The 25,175-nt window shown below is 50.2% G+C and carries 22 protein-coding genes; 11 read left to right on the forward strand and 11 right to left on the reverse strand.

The features are described from left to right. Positions 1 to 77: 77 nt before the first annotated feature. Entirely contained in the window at positions 78 to 659 is a 582-nt protein-coding gene (locus tag C0081_RS22685; protein WP_101535996.1) for an ATP-dependent Clp protease proteolytic subunit, read from the reverse strand. A 234-nt stretch (positions 660 to 893) separates the two neighbouring features. Between C0081_RS22685 and C0081_RS22690 the strand changes: the two genes are divergently transcribed. The 5 genes from C0081_RS22690 to C0081_RS22715 all read left to right on the forward strand — a co-directional run bounded on the left by C0081_RS22690 (position 894) and on the right by C0081_RS22715 (position 7,136). After that, complete coding sequence (locus tag C0081_RS22690) at positions 894 to 2,063, forward strand: PA0069 family radical SAM protein (protein ID WP_101535997.1); 1,170 nt, start codon at positions 894 to 896, stop codon at positions 2,061 to 2,063. 606 nt (positions 2,064 to 2,669) lie between these two features. Further along, positions 2,670 to 4,586 (forward strand): EAL domain-containing protein, encoded by a 1,917-nt coding sequence (locus C0081_RS22700; protein WP_101535999.1) that lies wholly within the window; start codon positions 2,670 to 2,672, stop codon positions 4,584 to 4,586. 184 nt (positions 4,587 to 4,770) lie between these two features. Further along, positions 4,771 to 5,628 (forward strand): TIGR01459 family HAD-type hydrolase, encoded by an 858-nt coding sequence (locus tag C0081_RS22705; protein WP_101536075.1) that lies wholly within the window; start codon positions 4,771 to 4,773, stop codon positions 5,626 to 5,628. Positions 5,629 to 5,795: 167 nt separating this feature from the next. Further along, positions 5,796 to 6,620, forward strand: coding sequence for a CAF17-like 4Fe-4S cluster assembly/insertion protein YgfZ (ygfZ, locus tag C0081_RS22710; RefSeq protein ID WP_101536000.1), 825 nt, complete (start codon positions 5,796 to 5,798; stop codon positions 6,618 to 6,620). Between the two features lie 180 nt (positions 6,621 to 6,800). After that, positions 6,801 to 7,136 (forward strand): hypothetical protein, encoded by a 336-nt coding sequence (locus C0081_RS22715; protein WP_101536001.1) that lies wholly within the window; start codon positions 6,801 to 6,803, stop codon positions 7,134 to 7,136. Between the two features lie 17 nt (positions 7,137 to 7,153). On the opposite strand, the gene moaB is transcribed toward C0081_RS22715, so the two are convergent. Together moaB and C0081_RS22725 are read right to left on the reverse strand one after the other, a co-directional pair. Next, positions 7,154 to 7,708 (reverse strand): molybdenum cofactor biosynthesis protein B, encoded by a 555-nt coding sequence (moaB, locus tag C0081_RS22720; RefSeq protein ID WP_101536002.1) that lies wholly within the window; start codon positions 7,706 to 7,708, stop codon positions 7,154 to 7,156. 129 nt (positions 7,709 to 7,837) lie between these two features. Next, positions 7,838 to 8,461 carry a YitT family protein gene (locus C0081_RS22725; RefSeq protein ID WP_101536003.1) on the reverse strand — a complete coding sequence of 208 codons (624 nt, stop codon included), beginning with the start codon at positions 8,459 to 8,461 and terminating at the stop codon, positions 7,838 to 7,840. 699 nt (positions 8,462 to 9,160) lie between these two features. On the opposite strand from C0081_RS22725, the gene C0081_RS22730 reads away from it, so the two are divergent. Further along, on the forward strand, positions 9,161 to 10,072 hold the full coding sequence (locus C0081_RS22730) for a glycine--tRNA ligase subunit alpha (protein ID WP_101536076.1): 912 nt from the start codon (positions 9,161 to 9,163) through the stop codon (positions 10,070 to 10,072). 105 nt (positions 10,073 to 10,177) lie between these two features. Here C0081_RS22730 and C0081_RS22735 read toward each other — a convergent pair whose 3' ends face one another. Together C0081_RS22735 and C0081_RS22740 are read right to left on the reverse strand one after the other, a co-directional pair. Next, positions 10,178 to 11,278, reverse strand: coding sequence for a FecR domain-containing protein (locus C0081_RS22735; RefSeq protein WP_210200597.1), 1,101 nt, complete (start codon positions 11,276 to 11,278; stop codon positions 10,178 to 10,180). A gap of 90 nt (positions 11,279 to 11,368) precedes the next feature. Next, positions 11,369 to 12,445 carry a ChaN family lipoprotein gene (locus tag C0081_RS22740; protein WP_101536005.1) on the reverse strand — a complete coding sequence of 359 codons (1,077 nt, stop codon included), beginning with the start codon at positions 12,443 to 12,445 and terminating at the stop codon, positions 11,369 to 11,371. Between the two features lie 259 nt (positions 12,446 to 12,704). Between C0081_RS22740 and C0081_RS22750 the strand changes: the two genes are divergently transcribed. Both C0081_RS22750 and C0081_RS22755 read left to right on the forward strand, forming a co-directional pair. Continuing rightward, the gene (locus tag C0081_RS22750; RefSeq protein ID WP_101536007.1) at positions 12,705 to 13,265 is read left to right on the forward strand and encodes a LemA family protein; all 561 of its coding nucleotides are present in this window, start codon (positions 12,705 to 12,707) and stop codon (positions 13,263 to 13,265) included. A 169-nt stretch (positions 13,266 to 13,434) separates the two neighbouring features. Further along, complete coding sequence (locus C0081_RS22755; protein ID WP_101536008.1) at positions 13,435 to 15,435, forward strand: DUF2207 domain-containing protein; 2,001 nt, start codon at positions 13,435 to 13,437, stop codon at positions 15,433 to 15,435. 24 nt (positions 15,436 to 15,459) lie between these two features. Here C0081_RS22755 and C0081_RS22760 read toward each other — a convergent pair whose 3' ends face one another. The 5 genes from C0081_RS22760 to C0081_RS22780 all read right to left on the reverse strand — a co-directional run bounded on the left by C0081_RS22760 (position 15,460) and on the right by C0081_RS22780 (position 19,383). Then, positions 15,460 to 16,128, reverse strand: coding sequence for a ribonuclease HII (locus C0081_RS22760; RefSeq protein ID WP_101536009.1), 669 nt, complete (start codon positions 16,126 to 16,128; stop codon positions 15,460 to 15,462). A gap of 21 nt (positions 16,129 to 16,149) precedes the next feature. Continuing rightward, positions 16,150 to 17,232: an NUDIX hydrolase gene (locus tag C0081_RS22765; protein ID WP_245418031.1), complete on the reverse strand. Its 1,083-nt coding sequence runs from the start codon at positions 17,230 to 17,232 to the stop codon at positions 16,150 to 16,152. A gap of 89 nt (positions 17,233 to 17,321) precedes the next feature. Further along, the gene (locus C0081_RS22770; protein ID WP_101536078.1) at positions 17,322 to 17,831 is read right to left on the reverse strand and encodes a tyrosine phosphatase family protein; all 510 of its coding nucleotides are present in this window, start codon (positions 17,829 to 17,831) and stop codon (positions 17,322 to 17,324) included. A 128-nt stretch (positions 17,832 to 17,959) separates the two neighbouring features. Further along, complete coding sequence (locus C0081_RS22775) at positions 17,960 to 18,574, reverse strand: YfbR-like 5'-deoxynucleotidase (protein WP_101536010.1); 615 nt, start codon at positions 18,572 to 18,574, stop codon at positions 17,960 to 17,962. A 482-nt stretch (positions 18,575 to 19,056) separates the two neighbouring features. After that, on the reverse strand, positions 19,057 to 19,383 hold the full coding sequence (locus tag C0081_RS22780) for a cupin domain-containing protein (RefSeq protein ID WP_101536011.1): 327 nt from the start codon (positions 19,381 to 19,383) through the stop codon (positions 19,057 to 19,059). Positions 19,384 to 19,544: 161 nt separating this feature from the next. Between C0081_RS22780 and C0081_RS22785 the strand changes: the two genes are divergently transcribed. Together C0081_RS22785 and C0081_RS22790 are read left to right on the forward strand one after the other, a co-directional pair. Further along, entirely contained in the window at positions 19,545 to 19,958 is a 414-nt protein-coding gene (locus tag C0081_RS22785; RefSeq protein WP_101536012.1) for an Lrp/AsnC family transcriptional regulator, read from the forward strand. Positions 19,959 to 20,267: 309 nt separating this feature from the next. Next, a complete protein-coding gene (locus tag C0081_RS22790; protein WP_101536013.1) occupies positions 20,268 to 21,302 on the forward strand; it encodes a Fe(3+) ABC transporter substrate-binding protein in 1,035 nt (344 codons plus the stop codon). 521 nt (positions 21,303 to 21,823) lie between these two features. On the opposite strand, the gene C0081_RS22795 is transcribed toward C0081_RS22790, so the two are convergent. After that, a complete protein-coding gene (locus C0081_RS22795; protein ID WP_101536014.1) occupies positions 21,824 to 23,008 on the reverse strand; it encodes an MFS transporter in 1,185 nt (394 codons plus the stop codon). 262 nt (positions 23,009 to 23,270) lie between these two features. Here C0081_RS22795 and C0081_RS22800 point away from each other — a divergent pair, with 262 nt between their 5' ends. Beyond that, the gene (locus tag C0081_RS22800) at positions 23,271 to 25,010 is read left to right on the forward strand and encodes an ABC transporter permease (RefSeq protein ID WP_245418032.1); all 1,740 of its coding nucleotides are present in this window, start codon (positions 23,271 to 23,273) and stop codon (positions 25,008 to 25,010) included. Positions 25,011 to 25,175: the final 165 nt, after the last annotated feature.

A 25,175-nucleotide genomic window follows, 5' to 3' on the forward strand; every position in this document is an offset into this window, starting at 1 on the left:
CAAAGCCCCGCCAGTAAAGTCGAATGTCAAAAAACTCGCATGGCCCATTAGCGATAAAACAGGCTTTGCGTGCAGCCTTAGTCAATTTGGTTGTGCGAGGTAATAATCCGCTCAACCAAACCATAATCCTTGGCTTCTTGCGCTGACAGCCAATAATCACGATCCGTATCTTCAGCAATGCGGTCGATCGATTGGCCGGTTGCTTCGGAGAACAACTTATTAAGGCGCTCATTCATTTTGACGATTTCACGCGCCTGAATCTCGATATCTGAGGCCATGCCACGTGCTCCACCGGATGGTTGGTGCAACAAAAAGCGTGTATTTGGCAGGCACAAACGCCGTTCTTTCGGCACAGAGACATAAATAAGAGCACCGGCAGATGCCACCCACCCTGTGCCAATAACCCAAACTTTTGGTTTGATGAATTTGATCATGTCATGCATGGAATCGCCAGATTCGACATGCCCACCGGGGGAATTGATAAAGACGCGAATATCTTCGTCATTGGTCGCGGCAAGAGCGATAAGTTGAGCACACACTTTTTGCGCCAACTCTTGTGTTATTTCGCCATAGATGAAAATCGATCTGGATTTGAAAAGGGCCTCAGCGGCATCCTTGCCCATACCGTCTTCATTCTTCTTTTTTTCGTCATCGCTCATGCGTGAACTCCAAAATAGTAATTCGTCCGACTCTCACATAGGTATTCGTTGTCCATATGACAGGGTGCGGGGCTAACAATTGTTAAACAAGCGCTATCCGCGGCCAAAAAATCTCAACAAGGCTTTATTGTTCTTGATATGTTCTAAATACTCATGCATTGGTTAATAGAACAAACAGGTAACAGAAGCGCACAAGCGCTGCAACCGGTATGGTTCTGGATATTGGAGACAGGCATGGCGGGCAAACGGACAATAGGATTAGAAAAGACAGAACGAGATGCCGATCCTTTTGTGGGGGGGCAGGTCGATCCTGACCGGCATAGACCTGTGGTCGACGGCAAGCGGATCAAAGGGCGTGGAACCCGAAGCAATCAAACTGGCCGTTTTGAGCCTTACCAAAAAGAACCCGTCGATGACGGGTGGGGCGGTGCGTGGGACGACGACGATCTACCACCTTTTCGCACAGAGGTGCAGGAGGAAAAGTCACGCACTATCATCACGCGCAACGATTCACCCGATATTCCTTTTGATCGGTCGATCAATCCCTATCGAGGCTGTGAGCATGGCTGTGTTTATTGTTTTGCGCGGCCAAGTCATGCTTATATGGGGCTTTCCGCTGGGCTTGATTTTGAAACAAAATTATTTGCGAAGCCCGACGCCGCAACGCAATTGTCTCAGGAATTAGCGGCGCGCGGCTATAAACCAAGGCCTATTGCCATTGGCACCAACACCGATCCTTATCAACCCATTGAGCGCCGCTACCGGTTGATGCCTGATATTCTGGATGTATTGATTGAAACCGGCCATCCTGTGGCCATCGTTACCAAATCAAGTCTGATACTGCGGGATATTGACCGTCTCAAGGTGCTCAACGAGCGCAATCTGGTCAAAGTCGCCCTGTCGGTTACCTCTCTAGATAACAAACTGTCTCGTGCTCTTGAACCACGCGCAGCAAGCCCCAAAAGACGGTTGGAAACGATTGAAAAACTGGCAGAGGCGGGCATTCCAACGTCGGTTTTGGTGGCACCGATCATTCCTGCCCTCAATGATGATGAATTGGAAGCGATCCTGAGCGCCGCTTATGATGCTGGTGCGCGGGAGGCGGGAACAATTTTGCTGCGTCTTCCTAATGAAGTTAGCCCATTGTTTCAGGATTGGCTGCTGCAGCATTATCCGGATCGATATCGCCATGTGATGAGCATTCTGCGTTCGATGCGTGGCGGCAAAGATTATGACAGCCGCACGGGGCATCGCATGCGCGGGTCTGGTCCTCATGCCGACATTCTGAGTAAACGCATGGATGTCGCATGCCGCAAACTTGGATTTGCTACCCGACGCACGCGTCTTTCCCTGAAGTATTTCAATCCGCCAGCAAGAAATGATGCGCAACTGACACTGTTTTAGTGGGTTTGGCGTGTTTGATGCCAAATATATCTAGATGAAAGGCCCAGTCATTCGGTCTCTTTGGGAAAAAGTCTGAATGACTGTTGCAGAATCAATTGGTCAAGATCATATAAAACTCTGTCGCATCGCACAGCGACAACTAATGCCATTCTATCTAGCTGTAAATGCAAGACAGAATGGCAGCCACATTCCGCTCACCGCCGAGCGTTGAGTGTAACAAACAGGACCTTGCCGCATCGGTCCTGCTGCATGACGAAGATAGCCTTATATTCGTCATGCCTATACTGCCCTGTACCGTCGGTCTTTATAGACTGGACGGGCAGGGCAGTTCGTTTTTTGGCAACTTTCCAAAGCCTTGGCGTAAATAGCCCACATCCACTTGCGCAGGCTCTTCCCACCATCCCCACGGCATACTACATTAACACAAGGTTAACGTCTTGATTCGTCGATCAGCTTGATGATTGTGAACCAAACGGACAAAGCCAACTGTGGCGGATAATACCGCAGATTAGCTCAGACCGCTGCAGCCAAATGTCTTAATTGGCCGCTGGAGCGTGCGACAAAACAAACAGGTATGCCATTGCATGCCACATTGGAGTTCAAAACATGCAAAGGCTCGGGGCTATATTTATTGCCATTTGTATGGTCGCAATTTCCGTTTCTGCCGGTGCTGTGCTCTACTTCAAGTTCAAACTGTCCATTCCCGAAGCCGCTCCGATCTCCTTTGGAGTGCTGCTGACTCTGCTGCTCATTCACTATCAAATCAGTCGTGTGCGCGACCGCATGGTGATTGATGAGCAAATGGATGACCTAACGCGTTTGAAGTTGGGTTTGACAAAAGAATTGCAAGATGTCCGCGAATTGACACAGCGCTTGGACGGCACTGTATCCGAGCGGATTGAACGCGAGATTGAACCGGTGCTTGCCGAGCTTGATATCATTGGGTCTTTGGTTAAGCAGTTGGCAGAAAGCTGCGCCGAGCTGGATGAGCGTGTGCTCGCCGGCGACAAGCAGGTTGAAGCGGTCAGTTCCAAGCTGAAGTCGGCCACCCAGTCTGTCAAAGAGCTGGAGGAACTGCTGCGCGCCAATGCGCGCTCTCTGTCCAACAATCGCAATGAGCCAAGTGAGAGACAGGAAAATAAAAATACGGTAGCAGACGCACTGAGCGCCGCGGCTCAGTCTGCTCCTGAGACAGCACCTGTGCCGGAGAAAATGCCAGTTGCCCAAAGCCCCGCAGAACCGGAACCTCCAATCCGCGAGGAAGATGAATTGGCCGTGCGTCGGGCTTTGGCTCTCGGCAAGATGGAATTGTTCATGCAACCGGTGGTCTCGCTCCCTATGCGCAAACCACAATATTACGAGGCGTTAACGCGCCTGAAAAAAGACGACGGCGCATTCATAACACCCGACATCTTCTTGCCGGTTTGCCGCCAGAATGGATTTCTGCCAATGCTGGACAGGTTGGCAATCAATGAAGCTTTTCGTCTTCAACGCCGCTTGTCAGATAGAGGCCACCCTGTCGACACGTTCTGTAATCTCTCGCTTCAAAGCATTGCCGATACAGATTTCTTCACGCTTATGCGAGATCTGTTCGAGCAAAATAAGGATCTGGCAGAACATGTGATTTTGGAGATTTCACAGGCAGATTTTCGCAAATTTGGTATTATGGAAGACGAAACTCTGCAGTTGCTGCGCTCAATGGGCTTCCGCATTTCTGTTGACCAAATCACGGATATCTCTGTTGATTTTGATGCTTTTGCACGCAAGGGCGTGCGCTTCGCCAAAATAGCTGCGCCAATTTTGACACATCAAGATGCACGGAAGAACTTGGACATTCACCCCGCCGATTTCTCACGGCTTTTGTCGCGCAAAGGCATTGAACTGGTCGTTACTCACGTCGAGACCGAAAGCAGTTTGGTCGGGTTGATTGATTACAGTGTGCATTTGGCGCAAGGCAACCATTTCGCTCCTGCCAAGCCGCTTAAAAGTGGCGCCGATGAACAGCGTGCGGCGGCTCAAAGCAGAGTATCGGCATCTCCGCCTAGTCCGTCTTCAGATGGGAGCCGAGCTTCGCTACAGCCACAGAGTGCCCCAGCCCCTCGTGTGCATGGATTGGGTGACCGAAAATCGGATGGGGGAGACACCCCGGTATCTAGCAACAGGCGGTTGGGTGAAAATCCGAAAATAGCCCAAGCCCTGCGGGCTATGGCCGCACAGGATAGTGGCGATATGTCAACACGGGATCATTTCCGCAATGTGTTGGCTGAAGCTGCGGGACTGGTTGATGCCAGTGAAGGCCGGCCGTCGCCCACAGCTGCCGCGGCGCAAGGTGCATCTGGTTTGACAAATCATTCACCTGCCAGCGATGATTATGGCTTTAAAACGGGCATCGATCGCGGCCAGTTTGTCGATCTTTCTGAACCGACCTCTCCTGTCCGCAAGCAAGAGAATAGAAGGACCAGCGCCTCATCCGGTCCCACGGATGCTTCTGGGCCGGATCGTTTTGAACGTTTGATTCGGTAATTTTGGCACGTTTCTAAGCAGCGGATTACCGAGTGTGGGGCCAATGAAGGTCGACAATATGCCTGTGCTTTGAAAGGCTCACCCCCTTGACCTGATGATTATGACAGGGGACAAAAGAAACGATATTGGTCGGAAAGCGCCAAATTGGCTCAATCCACTTACTTCCCGAACAAAGGGTCTTGCTATGTCTTCCCGAATTCCCGGTTTGTCTGCCATCGCACCGCGCTACAAAGGGGTGTTGTCTGACATTTGGGGTGTCTTGCATAATGGCGTCCATTATAACGAAGATGCTGTTCAGGCGCTGACACAGTTTCGCAAGGAAGTCGGGCCTGTGGTGCTTATTACCAATGCGCCGCGTCCTTCAGGTCCCATTCGTGAACAACTGGACGGGTTGAATGTGCCGCATGCGTGTTATGACGATATCGTCACTTCGGGTGATGTCACGCGCGATGCGCTGGCCGCGACGGGCAAGTCAAAATTATTACATATAGGACCAGAGCGCGATTTTCCTCTTTATGAGGGGTTGGGCCTATCGTTGGTTGGTGAAGAAGAGGCCGAAATCATCTGCTGCACCGGATTGTTCGATGATAATTCTGAGACCCCTGATGATTATGATGAAATGTTGCAATCATTGGCCAAGCGTCAATTGCCTTTCATTTGCGCCAACCCTGATCGAGTGGTCGATAAGGGCGGAAAAATGCTCTATTGCGCTGGCGCACTGGCTGATCGGTTCGAAGCTTATGGCGGTGAAACATTTTTGGTTGGCAAACCGCAATCTCCTATCTATGACGCATCCATTGCTGCTCTCAACCGTGCCAACGGCAATCCGATAGATAAATCAGGCATTTTGATTATCGGAGACTCTTTACCTACAGATATGCGCGGCGGTCACTATCAGAAGATTGACTCTCTCTTCATAACCGCCGGTATACATGCCGAAGATTTTGGCCCAGCCGACACGCCTGACGATTCTCGCGTCACCCTCCGGCTCGGACATGAAGATGTCGATTCCATCGGGTTTATGACACGATTGGCTTGGTGATCGCTCATTGGTGCGATCTCAATGATAATCTTGTCTTGTTTGATGGGGCAGAACGCCTATTTTGTGAGTGTGTCAGGGAACAGGTCAATTGGCTTGGCCTGATCACACCAAAGCGGACTTGCGTGTGTTGGCCTAAATCATTTCGTCATTGATCAGGAGATCCTTTTATGTCTACTACGCCTATTCTCCATCTTGCTCATCGTGCGTTGGTTCGGCTGTCAGGGTCAGAGGCCGAAAGCCTGCTGCAGAGACTGATAACCACTGACCTGGATGATGTTTCTGTCGGGGACGCAGGGTATGGGGCATTGCTGACACCTCAAGGCAAAATCTTGATGGATTTCCTTGTTACGCGGCAATCGGATGGATTCTTATTCGATCTGGATCAAGATCAGCTTGAGGCCTTTGTTAAAAAAATGATCCTCTATCGCATGCGGTCTGATGTCACCATCGAGCCGATGCCCGATTCTGTCGGTGTTTCTCTCAAAGCCATTAAGGGAGCCATCCGCGATCCGCGCGCCACACAACTTGGTTGGCGCATATATGGAGATAGGAAAGGCTGGCAATCCAGTGATGCATTAAAGAACGACTACCTTGAACGCTATATTGAAGCCGTGGTGCCGCAATCGGGGGTGGATTTTACACCCGGAGATGTTTTTCCGCACGATATCAATTTCGATTTCCTGGGTGGCCTGGATTTTGAAAAAGGCTGCTATGTCGGGCAGGAAGTGGTTTCTCGCATGCAGCATCGTGGCACCGCACGACGCCGCTTGGTCCGCATAACAAGCGAGCACGCTTTGCCTGCAACCGGCACTCCAATTACAGCGGATGGCAAAGTCGTCGGCGCATTGGGGACGGTTGCGGGGAACAAGGCATTGGCACAGGTGCGTATTGATCGTGTTTCAGAAGCCAACGGTGCCGGCACACCCTTGCAAGTCGAGGAAATTCAACCAACAGTCGAAGTTCCTGATTATGCTAATTTTACTATCGACTGAGAATGTAATAAGTTTATATCCAAGTATTAATTCCGGTCAAAATGCGTCAGATTTGTTTATTTATACTTAATTTCACCGATTTCATGGTTAGCCATTCATTGAAATACGTATAAATTTTGTTTTTGTTAAGCATCTTCACCCTACACTGGCTCAATTGGGGAACGTTTGGGGACGCGCAACATGTCTAGTGAATTTTTGGCGCTTGAAGCGCTTGTGGCTGATATCGCTGTTTTTGCCAAGAAGCAAATAGACACCGCAAATCTTTCGGGGCCTCGATTTGGTGCATATGTCAAACTGGCTTGGTTTGGACAGGCGGGGGATCCGTGTCATTCCGATTGTCAGAACATCATTGATGCTTTGCAACTGTTGCGAGACCTTGACGATAACAGCGAGATTGACACATTCTATGTGGCAATGACCGCCTCTTCGATGGGATGTTTCCCCAATATTGAGAATGTCCCCGGCGATTTCGATGCAATCCGGCGCATGTCAGCCCAGTTACGGCACGTGGCTTAAGCTCTTGTGTTTATTCTTTATCTTTGCAACTTCTGTCGCTTGAGATGTTCGTCGAGCCGCGGCATGATTTCAACAAAATTGCAGGGCATATGCCGATAGTCCAACTGGCTTGCAAAAATCCCGTCCCAAGCATCTTTGCACGCTCCACTGGAACCGGGAATACAGAAAATATAGGTCGCGCCAGCCACACCACCTGTGGCGCGCGATTGAATGGTGGAGGTTCCAATTTTTTCAAATGAAATTTTGTGAAACAACCAAGAGAAGCCATCCATTTGCTTCTCGAACAACGGCATCATCGCTTCCGGCGTTACATCGCGGCCCGTAAACCCGGTGCCTCCAGTGGAGATAACCACATCAACCGATATGTCAGCAATCCATTGCTTGACTTGGGTCTGAATGGCTTCGATATCGTCTTTGACAATGGCCCTGTCTGCCAGAATATGACCGGCTTTTTGTAAACGATCCACCAGCACCTGTCCGGACTTGTCATCGGCAAGCGTTCGGGTGTCGGATACCGTTAATATGGCGATCTTCATGGGAATGAAGTCGCGTGTGCCGATCGCGTGTGCCATGTTTGGGTTCCCGTCTTTTCAATTGATTGACTGTGATCTACTTGAGTGGCGTTTGGCTAGTAAAGCAAAGCCTTGTGCGGCGTTTGAAGTCAAGAGAGGGATGCAATCAAATGATAAAAGCAATCAAATCTATCGGGCAATATAGCGATCGCGCCGATGGTTGAGGGCAATGATGCCGTTCAGGATCAATGAACCGAATATTGACCAGGTCACCACCTCGAGAGGGAAGAAAAAAAGCGCCGTCGCGAACAACACCAGATCAAAAATCTGTTGTACATAGCCAGCTCGGAATCCGGTTGATTCCTGTATGGTCAGTGCCATAGCACCTGCACCGCCAAGACTACCCTCATGTCGTATAATGGCCAAAAGGCCAGAGCCGGTCAGCGCCCCAAACGCCAGAGTTCCAACCAACGGATTAAGGGATTCAAAGACGATGGTCGCGGGTATAATCTCCACCAAAACCGACATGGCCGCAACGCAGATGGCAGACTTGACCGTAAACCGTAGCCCCAGCCGTTTATAGGTGAACCAATAGAACGGTATGTTGACAAGGAAAAAGACCACGCCAAACTTGTACCCCGTTGTATAGGCAATAAGCAGGGCAAGTCCAGCCGTTTGTCCTGTGAGAAACCCCAGATGTGTCAGGAAAACAAGGCCGATCGCACAAGAAAAAATGCCATAAGCCAAACCTTGTAAGTCGTCAAACAGGCTGTGTTTTTCAATTGTTGTTTTGGTGTCGGTTGAAATGGACATTTGATCTCAGAATGGTTGGATATGAGGGAAAAATAATCGAAATATCTTACAATTACGATGTATCCAACTAAGCCAAGACTTACCAGCGCAAAATTTATCACTTTGCTTAGATTATAGGCAAATCAACGTGATGCGAATTACTAGGGCAGGGAGGGTCAAGAAAAGATCCGTCTTTGAGAATGGAAAGACGCCTTGGGGAGACATCTTTTCGATCTTCAAACCCCTATCAACTAGGCCTGTGGGGACAGACGCCAATGACAAAGTTTGGGTGCGCCCAAAGACGGATCGCCGGCCTCATGGCTTGGGAACCACAAGGTCGGACAAGTTGTTCTTCACTTTTTTCTTTTCCGTTAGACCAGCATCTGTGCCGCATCTCCTGATCCAACGGTAAGGCTAATCTACACTGTGCAGCCTGAACGCTAACTGATGTCGCTGTTCATCGGAGGTTAACGCGATTAATAAAGAGCAGACTTTAAGAGCCTTGAAGCGTAACGGGCACCTAGCTGAATGGTAAACCAATATTCGGCACTGCGTAATTGCGCATATGCAGCGCCATTGGACCTGCATATGTATCAAGAAAAACACGCTTTCCTTATAGCACGGTTTGGACTAGGGTCCGCTCAAAGCATTCTAGGTAAAAGCATTCCAAGTATGAGAGACGAGACAGACAGGAAGATGACCGACATTCTTGCCCCCCACATGCAGCCCGCCCGCTCTTTTCAGGGTATGATTCTGGCGTTGCAACAATATTGGGCCGATTACGGCTGCGCAGTTCTTCAGCCTTATGACATGGAAGTGGGAGCGGGTACCTTCCATCCTGCAACGACGTTGCGTGCATTGGGGCCAAGACCTTGGCGCGCTGCCTATGTGCAGCCGTCACGCCGCCCAACTGATGGCCGTTATGGGGAAAACCCAAACCGGTTGCAGCATTATTATCAATTTCAAGTGTTGCTAAAACCGAGCCCAAAAGACTTGCAGGATTTGTATCTTGGGTCCCTCAAGGCGATTGGTATTGACAGTTCTATCCACGATATCCGCTTTGTGGAAGACGACTGGGAAAGTCCGACTCTTGGTGCTTGGGGCCTCGGGTGGGAATGCTGGTGCGATGGTATGGAAGTCTCCCAGTTCACTTATTTTCAGCAAGTTTGTGGCATCGAATGTGCGCCCGTGGCGGGTGAATTGACATATGGTCTGGAACGCATCGCCATGTATGTTCAGGGCGTCGATAATGTCTATGACCTGAACTACAATGGCCGCGATGGCGACGAGAAAATTTCTTATGGTGACGTGTTCTTGCAAGCCGAGCAAGAATACTCCCGTCACAATTTCGAATATGCCAACACCGAAATGCTCTTTCGCCATTTCAAGGATGCCGAAGAAGAATGCAAGGCGTTGCTGGCTCAAGGGGCAGGCGGCGAAATGCATTTGTGTGTGATGCCCGCCTATGACCAGTGCATCAAGGCCTCCCACGTGTTCAACCTGTTGGACGCGCGCGGTGTAATCTCGGTGACCGAGCGCCAAAGTTATATTTTGCGCGTGCGTGAATTGTCCAAGGCATGCGGAGAAGCTTATTTGCAAACCAACGCAGGTGGTCTTGGCTACGGCAAGTAATCAAAACGGAATTTAAAAAACCGGCGTCAGATTATTTATCTGACGCCGGTTTTTTTGTTTTATGGATGGGCAATCGTCACTTATTCTTTCCGTTCCCACCCGAATTTAGTTTTTCGTCGCATTGCTGCTTGCGTTGCTATTCTCGGAGTTCCCGGCCCCATTGCTGTTGCCGGGACTAGAGCTAGATGAGCTGGAGGAACTAGAGCTGGAGGAACTGGAACTCGAGCTGTTGCTGGATGCGCTGCTACTGGCACTGCTGTTCTCGGAATTCCCCGCGCCATCGCTATTACCGGGGCTTGAACTCTCGGCTGACGCCTGCGCTTGTTCGGCTTGAGCTGCCTCGACTTCCGCGTCAGTTGCATCGGGATCCGCAGCAATCGCAGCGGCCTTAGCGGCAGCTTTCCGCTCAAGCCAGCTCAACTTCCGTTTCGAAATAGTCAGTGCCTTGGCTTCGGAAACGGATATTGTCTTTTTCCCAGTTCCCGGTTTCAATGCAAGGATCTTGCCTTTAACTTTCACTGTGGCGTAGAAGTTCGGTTTGGCTATTTTACCTTTGATCTTTCTAACTTTGACTTTCTTGCCTGGTGCTTGCACCTGCATCTGACTTGCGCCGCTAGCTGATCTGACAACAGAAGCAGACTGACCGCGTGTAATATCGGTTGTCGCACCTGTTGAACTGTCTGAAACTTCCACTGTCCCAGAACTCACCGAAACTTCTGTGCGGCCCTCGTGTACGTCAACTTTGAAGGTTGTTCCCTTTACGACGGCGATCAGATAGGGCGTTCTGACGCTGAAATGTTTCACATCGCGCTTGTTGACGGTCAAATCCAAACGACCACTTTGGTGCAGGATCAGCGTCTTGCCGGGTCTACTATATTTGGCTGGAGGCAGCGCCATAATCGCGCCAGAACCCACTTGAATGCTTTCTTTTCCGCGGGTCAATAACAAACGTGTCCGTGCTCGGGTCGAAAGTGTTTGACCAGGGTGTAAGGCCATTCCACGACGTACTTTAATTGCTTTTACCCCTTTTGCCGCAATAAAGGCGGTGCCTTGGAGTTTCGCAACAATCCAACTATGGTCGGCTTGAGCCCTGACCTGAAGCGAAAGGGATGCCAATACAACAAATACTGTAATACGCAGAAAAAACATCGGTTTCCTCACCTGTTTCGACCCGTTTTGGTAAAAATAACAATGAGAAATGTACAAATATATAAACCGATTATATTTATGTTGCTTTATTTTGAATTTTCTGGAGTTTGATGATTTTATTGTGTTATTACTTATATAGCATTGGTTTTATTCTCTATTCTTGTCCATTTTAGATTTCATTTGTTGTAACTGTTCTCGAAAACGGTCGCACGGGTCAATTTCATCAATACGAGGAGTGAACCAGACATAGTCATATAAGGCGGCGTCGAAGGATGGATAGGCATCCATATTTGTCTCGTCTCGAACCACTTCAACAAATGCTATAGAAACCACCTTGTCTTCTTGGTCTATGAACAGGGGTACACCGCGATCCTTGCGGGTGTGGCCATTTCCTGCGATCAATATTGCGATCTCTCCCTTCGTCTTTGCTTGCCGCATCGCGCGCGCCATATGGGCATCTTTCAGTCTTTGCAAAGTCATCAGAGGCGTCATCGCCTCTCTTCCCATCATGCCGCAATGTGCTGCAACCAATTCATCCAGTAGGCTTTCTCGGTTTGTGTTGCTATAGTCCTGATCCCATTTTAGGTCTTTGAGCTGCTCATCACTCAGCGCGCCACCTCGCCCAACTGACATCAGAACCTCTCGATCCGGATTGCCACCATGCAGGCTCATGCCATTGTCGAGGGCCTCTTTGAAAACGCCCTTGTAAATGCTCCATTCCGGCCAGCCTCGCTGTTCCCATGCAAGTTTTGTAGCGAGAGCGTCCAAACTCTCGCGTTTGACCTTTTCAATTTGAGCAGGACTGACACATTCACTCGGTTTCATTTCAAATGTGCGATAGGTTTCATCCAGTATGTCTTGATGGCGTGGTTCCAGCATTTCAAAAACCACATGTGCCTGTTTGCCAGCATGCCCCACCATGGCCAGCACCGTTTCTTGCAAACGATGATGACGGGGATTGTCATGTTTCTCACCCAAGAGCAGATAATCGGCTTCTGATACGGCATCAGCCAATATGTGCTTGTCCTCGATCTGTTTGCCTGAGGGCAGGTGCCATAAAGTGTCTACAAGAGGATGATCTGCCAGCATCATACTTTTATCCTGTGCCAAAGTTGGGCGCGTCAGCGCGACAAAGGCCATCATGATGATGAGGCATGTGCAAATTGGGGGTGTGGCCTGTCGAATTGGCGTTGATTGGGCGGTGAGGGGGCGGTTTTTGCGCATCTAACGGGGTCCTGAAAGGCAGCTGTGAAGGTTTGTCTCAATGATAGTTTACCAAGTCTTGCTCCGCAGCAAACTGCTATTGAGCATGAAAAAGAGCCAAAATCTGTATCCCCTTGTTGGTTCAAGGCAATCAATTTGAAAGACGCGAATAAATCTTTTCTGTTTGACGTCGAACTCGCACTTGCACTTTGCTTCTCGTTCGGTAATCTCGATTGACATTTCAGCAAAAAATATAGCGCTTCTATGGGGAGAAAACATTATGGGAATTAGTTGGGTCGTGCTCGGCCTCATCATCTTGGTGGGGCTCTATGGGATTTCCATCTACAACAAGCTGGTCAAAACCCGGCAAATGGTCGAAGAAGGCTGGTCTGGCATTGATGTACAGCTAAAGCGACGCGCAAACCTCATCCCCAACCTCGTTGAAACGGTAAAGGGATATATGGGCCACGAGCGCGAAACGCTGGAAAAAGTGACCGAAATGCGGGCCCGCGCTGCCGGTGCTACATCGGGTGGGGCCGCAGAACGTGCTCAGGCAGAAGGCAATCTTTCCAAAGCACTGGTTAATCTTATGGCCGTGGCTGAAAATTATCCGGACCTCAAAGCCAATGATGGCTTTCAAAATCTACAGAAAGAACTGGCCAGCGTCGAAGACGAAATCCAGTTGTCACGTCGGTATTACAACGGCACCGCGCGTAACCTGAATATCTTGATTGAGTCTTTTCCATCCAATCTGGTTGCCGGTTTCTTTCAGTATGACAAAAAAGACTATTTCGAGCTGGAAAATGAAGACGATCGTGCGACACCAAAGGTCTCATTCTGATCCATTGGGTATCCTTGAAACGTGTTTCAAACTTTCTTTGCAGGATACCCGTGGGAGTTGAGGGCATTGGGCGCACATCCGGTCATTTTGAATGCGCTGTGCTTGTTATGGATCGGCTGACAGGTGTCCGTCGATACAAGGGATGTATGACTAAATTGGAGGAGCGGTTATGACGCTTTGGCATATTCGTACAAAATTGTGCGGTAATCTACCGGGCGCGTTGCGAGCGCTCCTCTTTGTTTGTCTGGCAATGGTGTGTGTGCCTGATAGGGCAGATGCCCAGTCTGGCGAACGTATTACAAATTACAATGTCGATATTTCGGTCAACAAAGACCGGTCTGTAAGCATTACAGAGACCATTGAAGTTACGGCTTTGGGGCAAGCCATTAAACGCGGAATTTTGCGCGACATTCCGGTGCTATATCGAGATGATGATGGGTCTTCGCTTAATATCGACCTCACTGTGACATCTGTCCGTCGTGATGGACAATCCGAGCCTTATGACGTGAGCTATGAGGGCCGTTATGTGCGGTTGCGCATTGGAAGTGCAGAGGTGTTTTTACCGTCTGGTCAGCACACCTACGAAATCAGTTACACGGTTCAAGATTCAATCGGTTTCTTTGAACAGGTCGACGAAATTTACTGGAATGCCATTGGCACGGAATGGCCTTTCTGGATCGACAATGCGCAAGTGACTGTGCAGTTACCGCAAGGGGCCGATATTCAGCAATATTCGGTCTATACCGGCAATGAAGGCGCGCGTGGAGATAGCTATGAGATCAGCGAAAATGTGTCCGACAGAATTTCATTTCGTTCCACAAGAAGCTTTGCCCCAAGCGAGGGCATGACTGTTTCTGTCGGGTGGCAAAAGGGAATCGTATCAGCGCCATCCGAGGCAGAGCTGCAACAGGCCGAAATGCTCAAAAACAGCCCCATGATTCTTCTTGGCCTCGGGGCGTTCTTACAAATGGGGTGGCTTTATTGGGCTTGGCTTCGGGTTGGTAAAGACCCCGTTGGAGGCGCGATAATCCCCCGCTACCGTGCCCCGAAAGATCTGTCGCCGGCTGTGTCTAGTTACGTATCCGGTCTAGGCAGTTTTCAGAAAAGCCAGAATGCAAGTTTCATGGCGGCTTTGATCAATCTTGCCATCAAAAAATTTGTGACGATCGACAATTCAGCCAAAAAAGTTCTCATACAACGCCTGACAGACCCTGCTGATGCAAAAATCAACGATTTGCCTGCTGGCGAAAAAGCCCTGTTCAACAGCTTAATGGGGAGCCGCGAAACGGCACGATTTGCGGATATGACCTACGCCGTCATGTCTCGTATTATGTCTGCTTTTTCCAGTGCACTCGATGATGAGACCAATCAGGTTTATTTCCATCGAAACAATGGCTATATGGTACCCGGATTTTTGTTGGCAATTGTTGGGATTATCGGTTTCATTGTTGCATCCGTGATGTTCAGCCCGCCCTATTTTCCTCCTGTCTTGGAATTGATTTGCGCAGCTGGGTTAATCGCATTGTTTGTTGTGTTTCGTATGATTTGGCGCGCAGTCTTAGGCAAGGGAAAAATCGGTTTTGGTAAAGTAACGATTGTGCCGTTTTTTGTCATCATGTTCGTTTTGCCGGTTTTTTTCGGTGAGTTCGATGGCGATCTTATAGGACTAGGAGACACCATCAATTTACCTGCTATTGGCCTTATTGTCCTTATGCTACTCGGTCTGTGGTTCTTTTCTGGCTGGATGAAAGCACCCACAAAATTGGGGCGTGAGGTGCTCGACGAAATTGAGGGGCTCAAGCTGTTTATGACGGTTACTGTGGCAAAACGAGCCTATGAGGCGGAAGCTTCCGGTATGCCGGAATTAACACCCAAGCTATATGAAGACCTGCTTCCTTATGCGATAGCCTTGGGAATTGAAGAAGCTTGGTCAGCGACTTTTGAAGACAAAGTCTTCTCTCAATTGCCGGCAGATCAGAGCTATCATCCCTCTTGGTATCGGGGTGATCGCAATTCAATGAGCCCAGTACAGTCGCTGGCTGGGCTAACGCAATCGATGGGAACTGATCTCTCGAGTGCCATGACGCCTCCTGCTTCGTCTTCCTCTGGTTCATCGGGGGGAGGATCTTCAGGCGGCGGTGGCGGCGGTGGTGGCGGTGGTGGCTGGTAAGAGTCTGCGCTCCCCCTTCAGCTGTCAATCATCAACAGTCATCCGCTCGTAAATGGGTCTGAAACTGCGGCGATGATGGATGCAAACACCCAAACGGTCCAAGGCCTCCATGTGGGCCTTGGTGCCATAGCCCATATGCTGTTCAAAGCCATAGCCAGGAAAGGCGCGTCCAATGCGCACCATTAGCCGGTCTCGGGTGACCTTAGCAACAATGGACGCAGCAGCAATGGACAAGGACCGTCCATCGCCCTTGATCACATGCTGCCCATCGCAAGGTGACAATGGCGCGACATCCCGCCCGTCAAACAAAGCATAGGCGGGTTGAAGAGAGAGGCCGCTGAGCGCTCTTGCCATAGCCCAAAGCGTCGCACCGCGAATATTGAGACGATTGATTTGTTCCGGTGAAGCTGAGGTGACCGAAACATGAGAGGTTTCGCAAATTGCATCGAACAGGGCTTCTCGGCGGGCTCTGCTCAGCTTTTTTGAATCGTTCAATCCTTCCGGAATGGCCTTTGCGTCAAGTATCACAGCTGCGGTGACAACCGGCCCGGCCAATGGTCCTCGACCCACTTCATCAACCCCGGCAACCGGTCCGCCAAATCGTTTGGTGGCTTCTGTCTCCAACGTAAAATCCGGACCTTGCGGCAAGCAGGCTAAAAGGCTGCTTTGTTGACTGAATTTTTGGCGTTTCATTATCGCAGCCTCATCCTAGGTTTAATTCGTGCTGCCTAGACGCAAACCCGGTGCAGGCCGCTCGGCCAACACTGAACGCCGGAAGCGGAACAATTTGGCTGGGCGTCCACCCGTTGTCGTTGAGGCGGCGCCAGTCGGTTCGACCAATTGCCCCTGTTCCACCAAACGCCGAAAATTCTGTTTATGCAAATGCCTTCCGGATATGGCTTCGACAGTTGATTGCAATTCAGTCAAGGTAAAATGATCGGGCATCAATTCGAACACCACTGGGCGATATTTTAATTTACTGCGCAGGCGCGAAATGGCGGTCGCCAAAATACGGCGATGATCCATATGCATGGGCTGGCCAAACAATGGAGCGCTTTGAGGGGCGGGCAGGAGCCCCCTATCACGGAAATGTTCCATCACCAATCCTGCTTCATACAGTAGCTCATACCGCTCCAATACTCTCTCTTCATCCCACACCGCGCCATCAAGGCCGAATGAAAGGCGCAGGCGCTGCATGGCACTCATGGCGCGTTGCCCGTCGTCAGCTTCTCGCTCCGCCCAATATCTAAGGGCGGGCAACATCTGTGCATCGAGCATGGAGGGGCGGTCTTCTCGCCAGTCTTCCCACGGGAAATATCGATACCAGCTGCACCAGCGTCCCGCAAAGGTACCATCCTGCTGTGCAGATCCCCCTTTTGTTCCCTGTCGCAGATGTGTCAAGGCCAGATACCCGATAGAGACTTCATGGCTGTTTGATGCGCCGGCTTCCATTCGGCGTCCTCTGTCGCCAAAGGTGTAGAGCTGTTCAACATATCCCAATCTCAATCCGGTCTGTTGCTCCACCCAACCACGAAGACCGGCCTCTAGCGTGCGGTGCCGTGCCGGATCAAAGGGCCCAAAAGGCAGACCGCCAAGGCTTGGTTGTGTGTCCGTTGTAAAGTCAGGCTGTTCGGAATGGGGGGAAGCAAGGCGAGAGCCAGACAGGTCCACTTCCAGCGTTACAGGCGTCAAAGCGCGGATGCCGATGATAGCGGCATTCAGTCCCACAGAGATAGGACGAGGCTGGGGAGATGGTGCGGTATGGCTCACAGGACGCTCTTGCTTTAGGCGGATCATAATCTGGTTCTGATGCAGAATTGATTCTGCATAGCTGATTATAGCATTCTGTTGTGTCTGATGCCGAGCGTTGCTGGCCGGTGTAAGTGCTATTCAATATGCGGCATTGCAAATACATTGCCCTCATAACAATCTGCACCGCGCCCGATAGAATGCACGGCTTGTGACATGCGCCCTTTGCGGCCAAGCAGTTGATCAGCTAACTCCACCAGTTTTTTGTTTGGTGTGGCAGAAGGTGACGCTTCACGCAGAGCGCGCGCCAGCTCCAATTCAGATACATCAGGGCGTAGCGCGCAGGCCGCAATAAAAGCCGATGCGGTGGACCGGCTGACCCCGGCCCAGCAATGAATCACCATCGGCGTGGATCTGTCCCAAGCGCGCAAAAAGGCGATCATCTTTTCAACCTGCGCACGAGAGCCCATTTCAAAACCGGGCATTGCCACCGAAATATCATTCATTCCGAGAAACAAATGATTCTCGGGCAAGATGCGCTCTGGTCTTGTTACCGCCATTTCAGGATTGACCACGCTGATCATATGCGACGCTTTAACCGCATCAACAACATGACCCAATTTGGAAAGTGAACAGACATATAGCATGCAATGATCCCTAATCATCCTGATTGGTCGGCGGGTGGCTTCGTAAACTCTATCAGTCTTTATCGCCTGTGGCGCGGTTTTGATCTTACCCTTTTGGTCGCAAACCATTCGTTGACGTTTCCAGTCAATCAGTCACTTTTATGCAACTGATCGTGCAATGTGTGAAAGCGTTCCAAGAAAGCGTCTTGGGCTTGCTGTGTGTTCCATGGTGTGATCGGCAATTGCTCCACGGTCAAACCGTTAGGGCGACCAAACAGCTGCGCGGCCTCTGCCGGTTCAAAACCGGCCAAATGCACCGCTTCGAAATAGGCTGAGATCCGGTCAGCCGTTTTGATTCTGCGCTTCAATTCTGCACTGGGATGGGCAGGCAACCCGAAGCGCAGATGGATCGCCGCCTCCAATCCCTCTTCAATGCTTTTGTAACCGGATCCGATTGCCGTTTTGAACGGTGAGATCATATCGCCAATCACATATTCAGGAGCATCATGCAGCAATGCCACCAAAGCAGATGCTGGGGACAATTGAGGGATCTTGTGCCGCAAGGCAAACTCGACAATCAGGCTGTGCTGGGCGACCGAAAAAGAATGGTCTCCGCTGGTCTGGCCATTCCACCGCGCGACTCTTGCCAACCCATGTGCAATATCTTCAATTTCAATATCGAACGGTGAAGGGTCCAGCAAATCCAGTCGCCGTCCAGACAGCATTCGTTGCCAGGCACGTGGCGTCTCTAGGCTTGGGGGCATAACCATCTCCATTATTTATGCTTGATCCTTTAGCGCAACAGGCGCCCCAATGAAATCAAGATTGTACGTTGCGAGCTAAAATTCGGAAAAAATCATAGAAAAATTTGCAACAACCCAATGACTGCGTTGAAATAGGTTGATTATGGACGTGACTGTGCAAATCTTGCGGTCTTGAAGGGAAGGATTCATGTTAATATCATCGAATTATACTGATTTTGCTGAATTTGCTTGTTGAAATTAATGATTCAGGCTAAATTCACATTCATTGGCTAATTGTTGGCCATGGAACCGTAGTGCGCTAAATATCAGCAGCCCGGTTCGGGAATTTGTGTGGGGACCTAAATTCCAAGAAAAGGAGCGCGAAAATTTCGCGCTCCTTTTTTATTTCGCTGATTCTTTCGCTATTTGGAATGGTTGGCATTCACACCAATCTCAATACCTGTTAAGCACCCAAATAGTTAGGAACCCAAATATTCTGGTGTTCAGACGCTGCCTACTTTTTCAATCACCAGCATACGAGCCGGCCCGAGAGGATGGGCAACGTGATGATCTCCAGAGGCGGCATGGCATATATCACCAGCTTTCATAAGTTGTTCGCGGACATCCCAATCGCCTGAAGCTTTGGCAACACGAGACTTCATAACAACCTCTCCTGCCATCACGACAAAGACCTCGGCGCCGTCATTCTCATGCCATATATAGGGTTGATCACTCCAGTGTAATTTAACACTAGCGCCCTCAATCGTGGCGATCGGCAAGGCATCCCAAGGGCGCTGTCCAGTGAAGTCTGCTGATTTGAAAAAGTTCATTGTCTAATATCCTGATCATTTGCTCTTGTAGGCGGGTTTCTGCTGATGTGATAAACAGATCAGAATTGAAGAGTTGGCGCGATTGGCAATATGTCCGTTTGAACAGGCATTATGACAGGGCAGGCAAAGGGGGCGGGTAAGGCCTTTGGTGGAAGAAAACCATGGATGCAATTGACGAAAAGCTTTTACTGCTTTTGGAAAGCAATAGCCGAGCTAGTCTTAAACAGCTTGCTGCCTCGGTTGACTTGTCGCGAACAGCCACCAGCCAGCGCATTCGCCGCTTGGAGGATCGAGGGGATATTGTTTCGTACACCATTCAGCGTCCGGTAAAGGAATCCCGAACCTGGCTTTTTGTGTCCACTCATGTGCCGTCTTGTGAACAGTTGTCGGCGCGGATTCATGCGATCAGAGAGATCCGGTCCATGCGATCGCTAGCCGGTGAGATCGATATCATGCTTGAGATTGAAACTGATCGTCCAGAGCGTCTCAATATGATCCGGGAAGAATTAGCTGATTGGCCCGAAATCTGTACCATTGTGACAGCGCCCATGTTGAAACTGCACTGGCAGCGTTAGGATTAACGGCTCTTCCTAAAAGGTGAGTTACATTTTCAACAATTAAATTCAAGACGGCGCCTCCAGTAAACTTGAGAGTGAAATGCAAGAAATAAAAGGGCTTACCGCTCATGTTTGGAAATATTCTAAGAAGGGCGGCGGCTTCTGTTGATTAACTTACTGTTTTGTTAGGTCTTCAATGTTGACTTTGAGAATGGTTCGCAGCAGTTTGACGACAACAAAATCATCCGGCTCTGAGCCGTGGCGCTCACATTGAATGCCACTCAGGTCACCGATCTTGGGCCTTGAACCCAACCATTGGAGTGAAACATGAAGAATTCCGTGCTTGCCACTTTTGCCGCTGTTGCCATGGCGTCGACTCTAGCAACCCCGAGCTTGGCCGCTGACGAAGTCAATATCTACTCCTATCGTCAGCCGTTTTTGATTGAGCCGCTCCTTGAGGCCTTCACCAAAGAAACCGGTATCAAGGCAAATGTTATCTTTGCCTCAAAAGGCCTAGAGGCGCGCATCAAAGCGGAAGGGGAGAATACTCCGGCCGACTTGCTGCTCAGTACCAATGTCGGCCGCTTGGAATCGGCCAAGCAACAGGGCATTACGCAACCAGTGGTCTCAGACACTCTTAGTAAAAACATCCCGGCCCATTTCCGCGATGAAGGCAATGAATGGTTTGGCCTCACCACCCGTGCCCGCGTCATCTATGCCTCTAAAGAGCGTGTTGCTCAGGATAGTATTACCTATGAAGAGTTGGCCGATCCCAAGTGGAAAGGTCGCCTTTGCACCAGATCCGGCCAGCATGATTATTCAATCGGTCTGTTTTCTTCTATCGTTGCCCATAAAGGCAAAGAGGAAGCAAAGGTTTGGCTTGAAGGGGTCAAAGCCAATCTGGCACGACGCCCAACCGGCAATGATCGGGCGCAGGTCAAGGCGATCTTCGCTGGAGAATGCGACATTGCTCTTGGTAACACCTATTACATGGGCAAAATGCAAACCAACGACAAAGAGGTCGAACAAAAAGAATGGGCAAACTCTGTCCGCATTCTGTTCCCTAATACCAATGATCGCGGCACACACGTCAATATTTCTGGCATGCTGCTGACAAAATATGCTCCCAACAAAGGCAATGCTATCAAGTTGATGGAATTTCTGTCATCTGCCAATGCACAGCAGATTTACGCTGAAGGCAATTTTGAATATCCGGTTCTTAGTGATGTTGAACCGTCCGAATTGGTCAAGAGCTGGGGGCGTTTTAAAGCAGATGACCTTCAGTTAAACCGTATTGCTGAAGCGCGCCAAACCGCGTCCGAACTGGTTGATATCGTCGATTTCGATGCTGGTGCTGAATAGGCACAGTTTCGATCACAGCTTCTCCATTCCCGCGGTTTCATTTCAACCCGCATTACCCAATGAAATGGTGGTGGATGGAGAAACCAATAAGATACCGGTAAAAGGTATCGCAGGAATTGGATGAAGGTTCGCTCTTCGCTTGTGTCAGGTATCGACATGATATCACCGTACTGGTCCTACGGCTATATCGATGGAAAGCTGCCCTTCATCCAATAAAGCGCATGATTGACACACGATGCTTTTCTGGTCCTCTTGCATCGTCGATCTGGTCAATGCGTCCTTACGATGGATCCCACATTCGGAAGGCAGACGGTCAAAGTTGGTCCTTTTGCAGTCTTTCGTCACCGAATGAACCGCATTATTGCAGATAAGTCTCGCCTTGGCGAGACTTTGTATGGGATTCGAACATAAAGCAACCGGTGTCTGGCCTCGAGAGCTGGTCCCTTTCGGCGCTAACCGGTGTATCCTTTATGGAAAATGCCACAGCCATCTTGGCTGTGGCATTTTCACATCTTGAATCTCTAGGCAGGGAGCTTTTCTGCTTCACTGTCTGAGCCACGTGTGAATACAAGCGTTATGGCCGCCAGTATTGCGGGAAGGGACGCGCATAGGATCACTGTGCGAAAATCTGTAAAGTTGGCAAGTATTCCCATCATCGAGCCGCCAATCATGCTGCCCATAAACAAACCGTTAGAAAAAATGGATGTGGCGTGGCCAATGCGGCCCTTGGAAAAAGACTGAACAAATGAAACGCCCACCGCAGCAAATATGCCGAAATAGGTTCCTTCAATGGCCGCCGCGATAAACATCTCGGTCATGGTCTTGATTTGTGCGAGATAGATAGAGCTGGCAACGGCCAACATCGAAGACACGATCAAGGCGTTGCGCAAACCAATCTTCTTGATCAGATTGGGCGTTCCCAGAATGATAATCACTTCAAAAAAGCATTTAACCGTGAGCGACAAGCCTGGAGCGGACGCCGGTAGATGTATTTCTTTAATCAAATATAGTGGCGAGGCGGAGAGGACCAGAGAGTTCCCCAGTGACAGAAACAAGCACACCGCTGCAGCAATCCAAATCGCAGAGTTGAAGTCTGTACGGAGGGAGGCCGTCTGGTTTAATGAGGCCCCCGAATGGGAGGAAGTGCGTCTGAAGGGGGACTTCAGTGTCAGATGCCAGACTAGCAGCCATAAAAACCCCAGTCCCAACGCCACTTGAAAGACAATCATATGGCCCCAAAGCCCCGCCATGGTAAAACTGCCGGCGGGCGCAATCATCCAGGCGAGGGATGCCATTGCCCTGATCTGTGCGTTGAACTTGATCGCATCAATGTGGCTCGCATCAGCGTAAATTCGGGCGAAACTAAACATCACCGACATCGATCCAGATGCAACAGAAATGCCAGCCGCGTAGATCGAGATCAATGTCCAATAGCTGGTAAATACAAGCAGCGCCGTCAGGGCAACAATATAGGCTATGATGGCCCAGAAAATATAGGCTCGGATGTCGCCACCCTCATCTATGCGCCGTCCCAAGAACCGGTTGACAACCAAAATCATCGACGTCACCAAAACCGCATAGATACTGATCATCCAAGGCTCTTTTCCCAGCCCTTCAACAATAAAATATCCCATATAGGGCACGGTTGCCGCGGTACTGAACATTCCGAAAAACATCAAAGTAAGAATGAGATAACGATTGGGCATGACAGGACGCTGCTTTGGAGCCAAAAGCAAAATGCGAATGGTTTTGAAAAGGTAAAAATGGCAAAGCTGACAAAAGTCACTCAAGCTCTTACCAAAGGAAAGACAGTCTATTGTTATATCGGTTGTGCAAAAGGGGCAAGGTGGTGGGATATTTTGCCCGAGCAGATCTGTAACTGTCAGGCATTCTTGATTCTACGGGTAAATATGGATATGAAAGTCAAGAATTCTTCCCGCCATCGCCGATCCATATCTGAGAGGCCGCGTGTCCAATAGCAACGATGTATCTACTCATCCCACAAAAGCGGATCATAGGCGAGCCCAACCTCTTTGGGGACGTTTGGTGCGCTCCGTTCGCCAGAGCAACGGTCGCGCGCTTTTGGGGTGGGCGTTGCTATCGCTTGTGGTGTTTTTTATCACGATTCCGATCATATCATTGATCGTAATCGCCTTTGGTGACGCTGGCGAAGTCTGGCCCCACCTGATATCGACGGTGCTACCTCGTGCAGTGGTAACAACCGCGTGGCTGATGCTTGGGGTAGGGATCCTAACAATTGTGATCGGCGTCTCGACGGCGTGGCTGGTAACCATGTGCCGGTTTCCCGGACGCGGCATTTTTCAATGGGCTTTGCTGGTGCCGCTTGCTATCCCGACGTATATTGTCGCCTATGCTGCTGTGGATCTGCTCGACTATTCCGGCCCCGCTCAGAACGCTCTTCGCTGGCTGTTCGGCTTTAAAAATGCGCGGGATTATTGGTTTCCCGAAATTCGTTCCTTGCCCGGTGCGATATTGGTTATGAGTTTGGTTCTCTATCCCTATGTCTATTTGACCAGCCGCGCGACGTTTCTGTTGCAGTCCGCTTGCGCATTGGATGTTTCGCGCACACTGGGGGCTGGGCCTCTTAGGCTGTTTTTTGCTGTTGCTTTGCCACTGGCCCGTCCAGCTATTGTCGTTGGCGTGACCTTGGCGATGATGGAATGTCTCAATGATATTGGAGCCGTGGAGTTTTTTGGCGTTAAAACACTCACTTTCAGTGTTTATGACACCTGGCTCAATCGATCCAGTCTGGCTGGGGCGGCTCAGATTTCAACCGTCATGCTTTTGGTCGTGCTGTTGCTGCTGTGGTTGGAAAGGCGCGGGAGAAGCAAACAGCGCTTCGCAGTCACATCTCGTCGCTATCAAGCGCTGCCCAGCTATCAGCTCACAGGCATTCGGGCGCTGTCGGCGTTTTTGGCATGTTTGGCACCCATAATTCTTGGGTTTATCCTGCCTGCTCTGGTGCTTGCTCGTTCTGTAATGCTGCATTGGCAAGACAATCTGAACACAGACTTTTTTGTCGCAATGGGCAATTCTTTGCTCCTTGCCGTTTGTGCAGCCATCCTGACGGCAGCGATCGGCACCGCGTTAGCTTATTTTGCCCGCTTGCACAACAGCATGTTCGTTGCTGCTATCACCCGCATCTCGTCTGTCGGCTATGCCGTGCCCGGCACAGTACTGGCGGTGGGAATCCTTATCCCCATTGCAAGCCTGGATAATTTAATCGCCTCCACCATGCGCGATTGGTTTGGTATTGCCACTGGCCTTATTCTCATCAGCTCTGGTGCGGCGATGCTCTATGCCTATTGTGTGCGCTTCATGGCCATGTCCTATGGAGCGGGAGAAACCGGCTTGCAGAGGATTTCACCCAATCTGGATGCCGCCGCCCGCACATTGGGGCGCTCGCCTTTCCGCACGCTCATCGAAATTGATTTGCCGATGATTCGGCCTGCGCTGATCTCTGGTGCATTGCTGGTGTTTGTCGATGTGATGAAGGAGCTGCCTGCCACTATTCTGTTGCGCCCGTTCAATTTCGAAACTCTGGCGACGCTGGTTTATGGCCAAGCGTCGTTGGAAGCATTTGAAAAAGCATCATTGGCGGCGCTGACAATCGTGTTGGTCGGGATTTTGCCAGTCATTGTTCTTTCGCGTACATCCGGCAACGCCCATCAGGATGAAGACACCTAAAAGGGTCCAGCTTCGACCGATAACAAATTGAGGGAACATGTCAAACTGACGCGTGGCACAAAAAAAACCCGGCAAAGCCGGGTATAGGTGGCGGAAAGCGCAGTCTTGTTTCGACCGCATCTATGACAAAACGCTTACCGGCCAAGCTGCGAAAGGCGCTTTGGG

Source organism: Cohaesibacter celericrescens, from assembly GCF_002866925.1.
Classification (GTDB): Bacteria; Pseudomonadota; Alphaproteobacteria; order Rhizobiales; family Cohaesibacteraceae; genus Cohaesibacter; species Cohaesibacter celericrescens.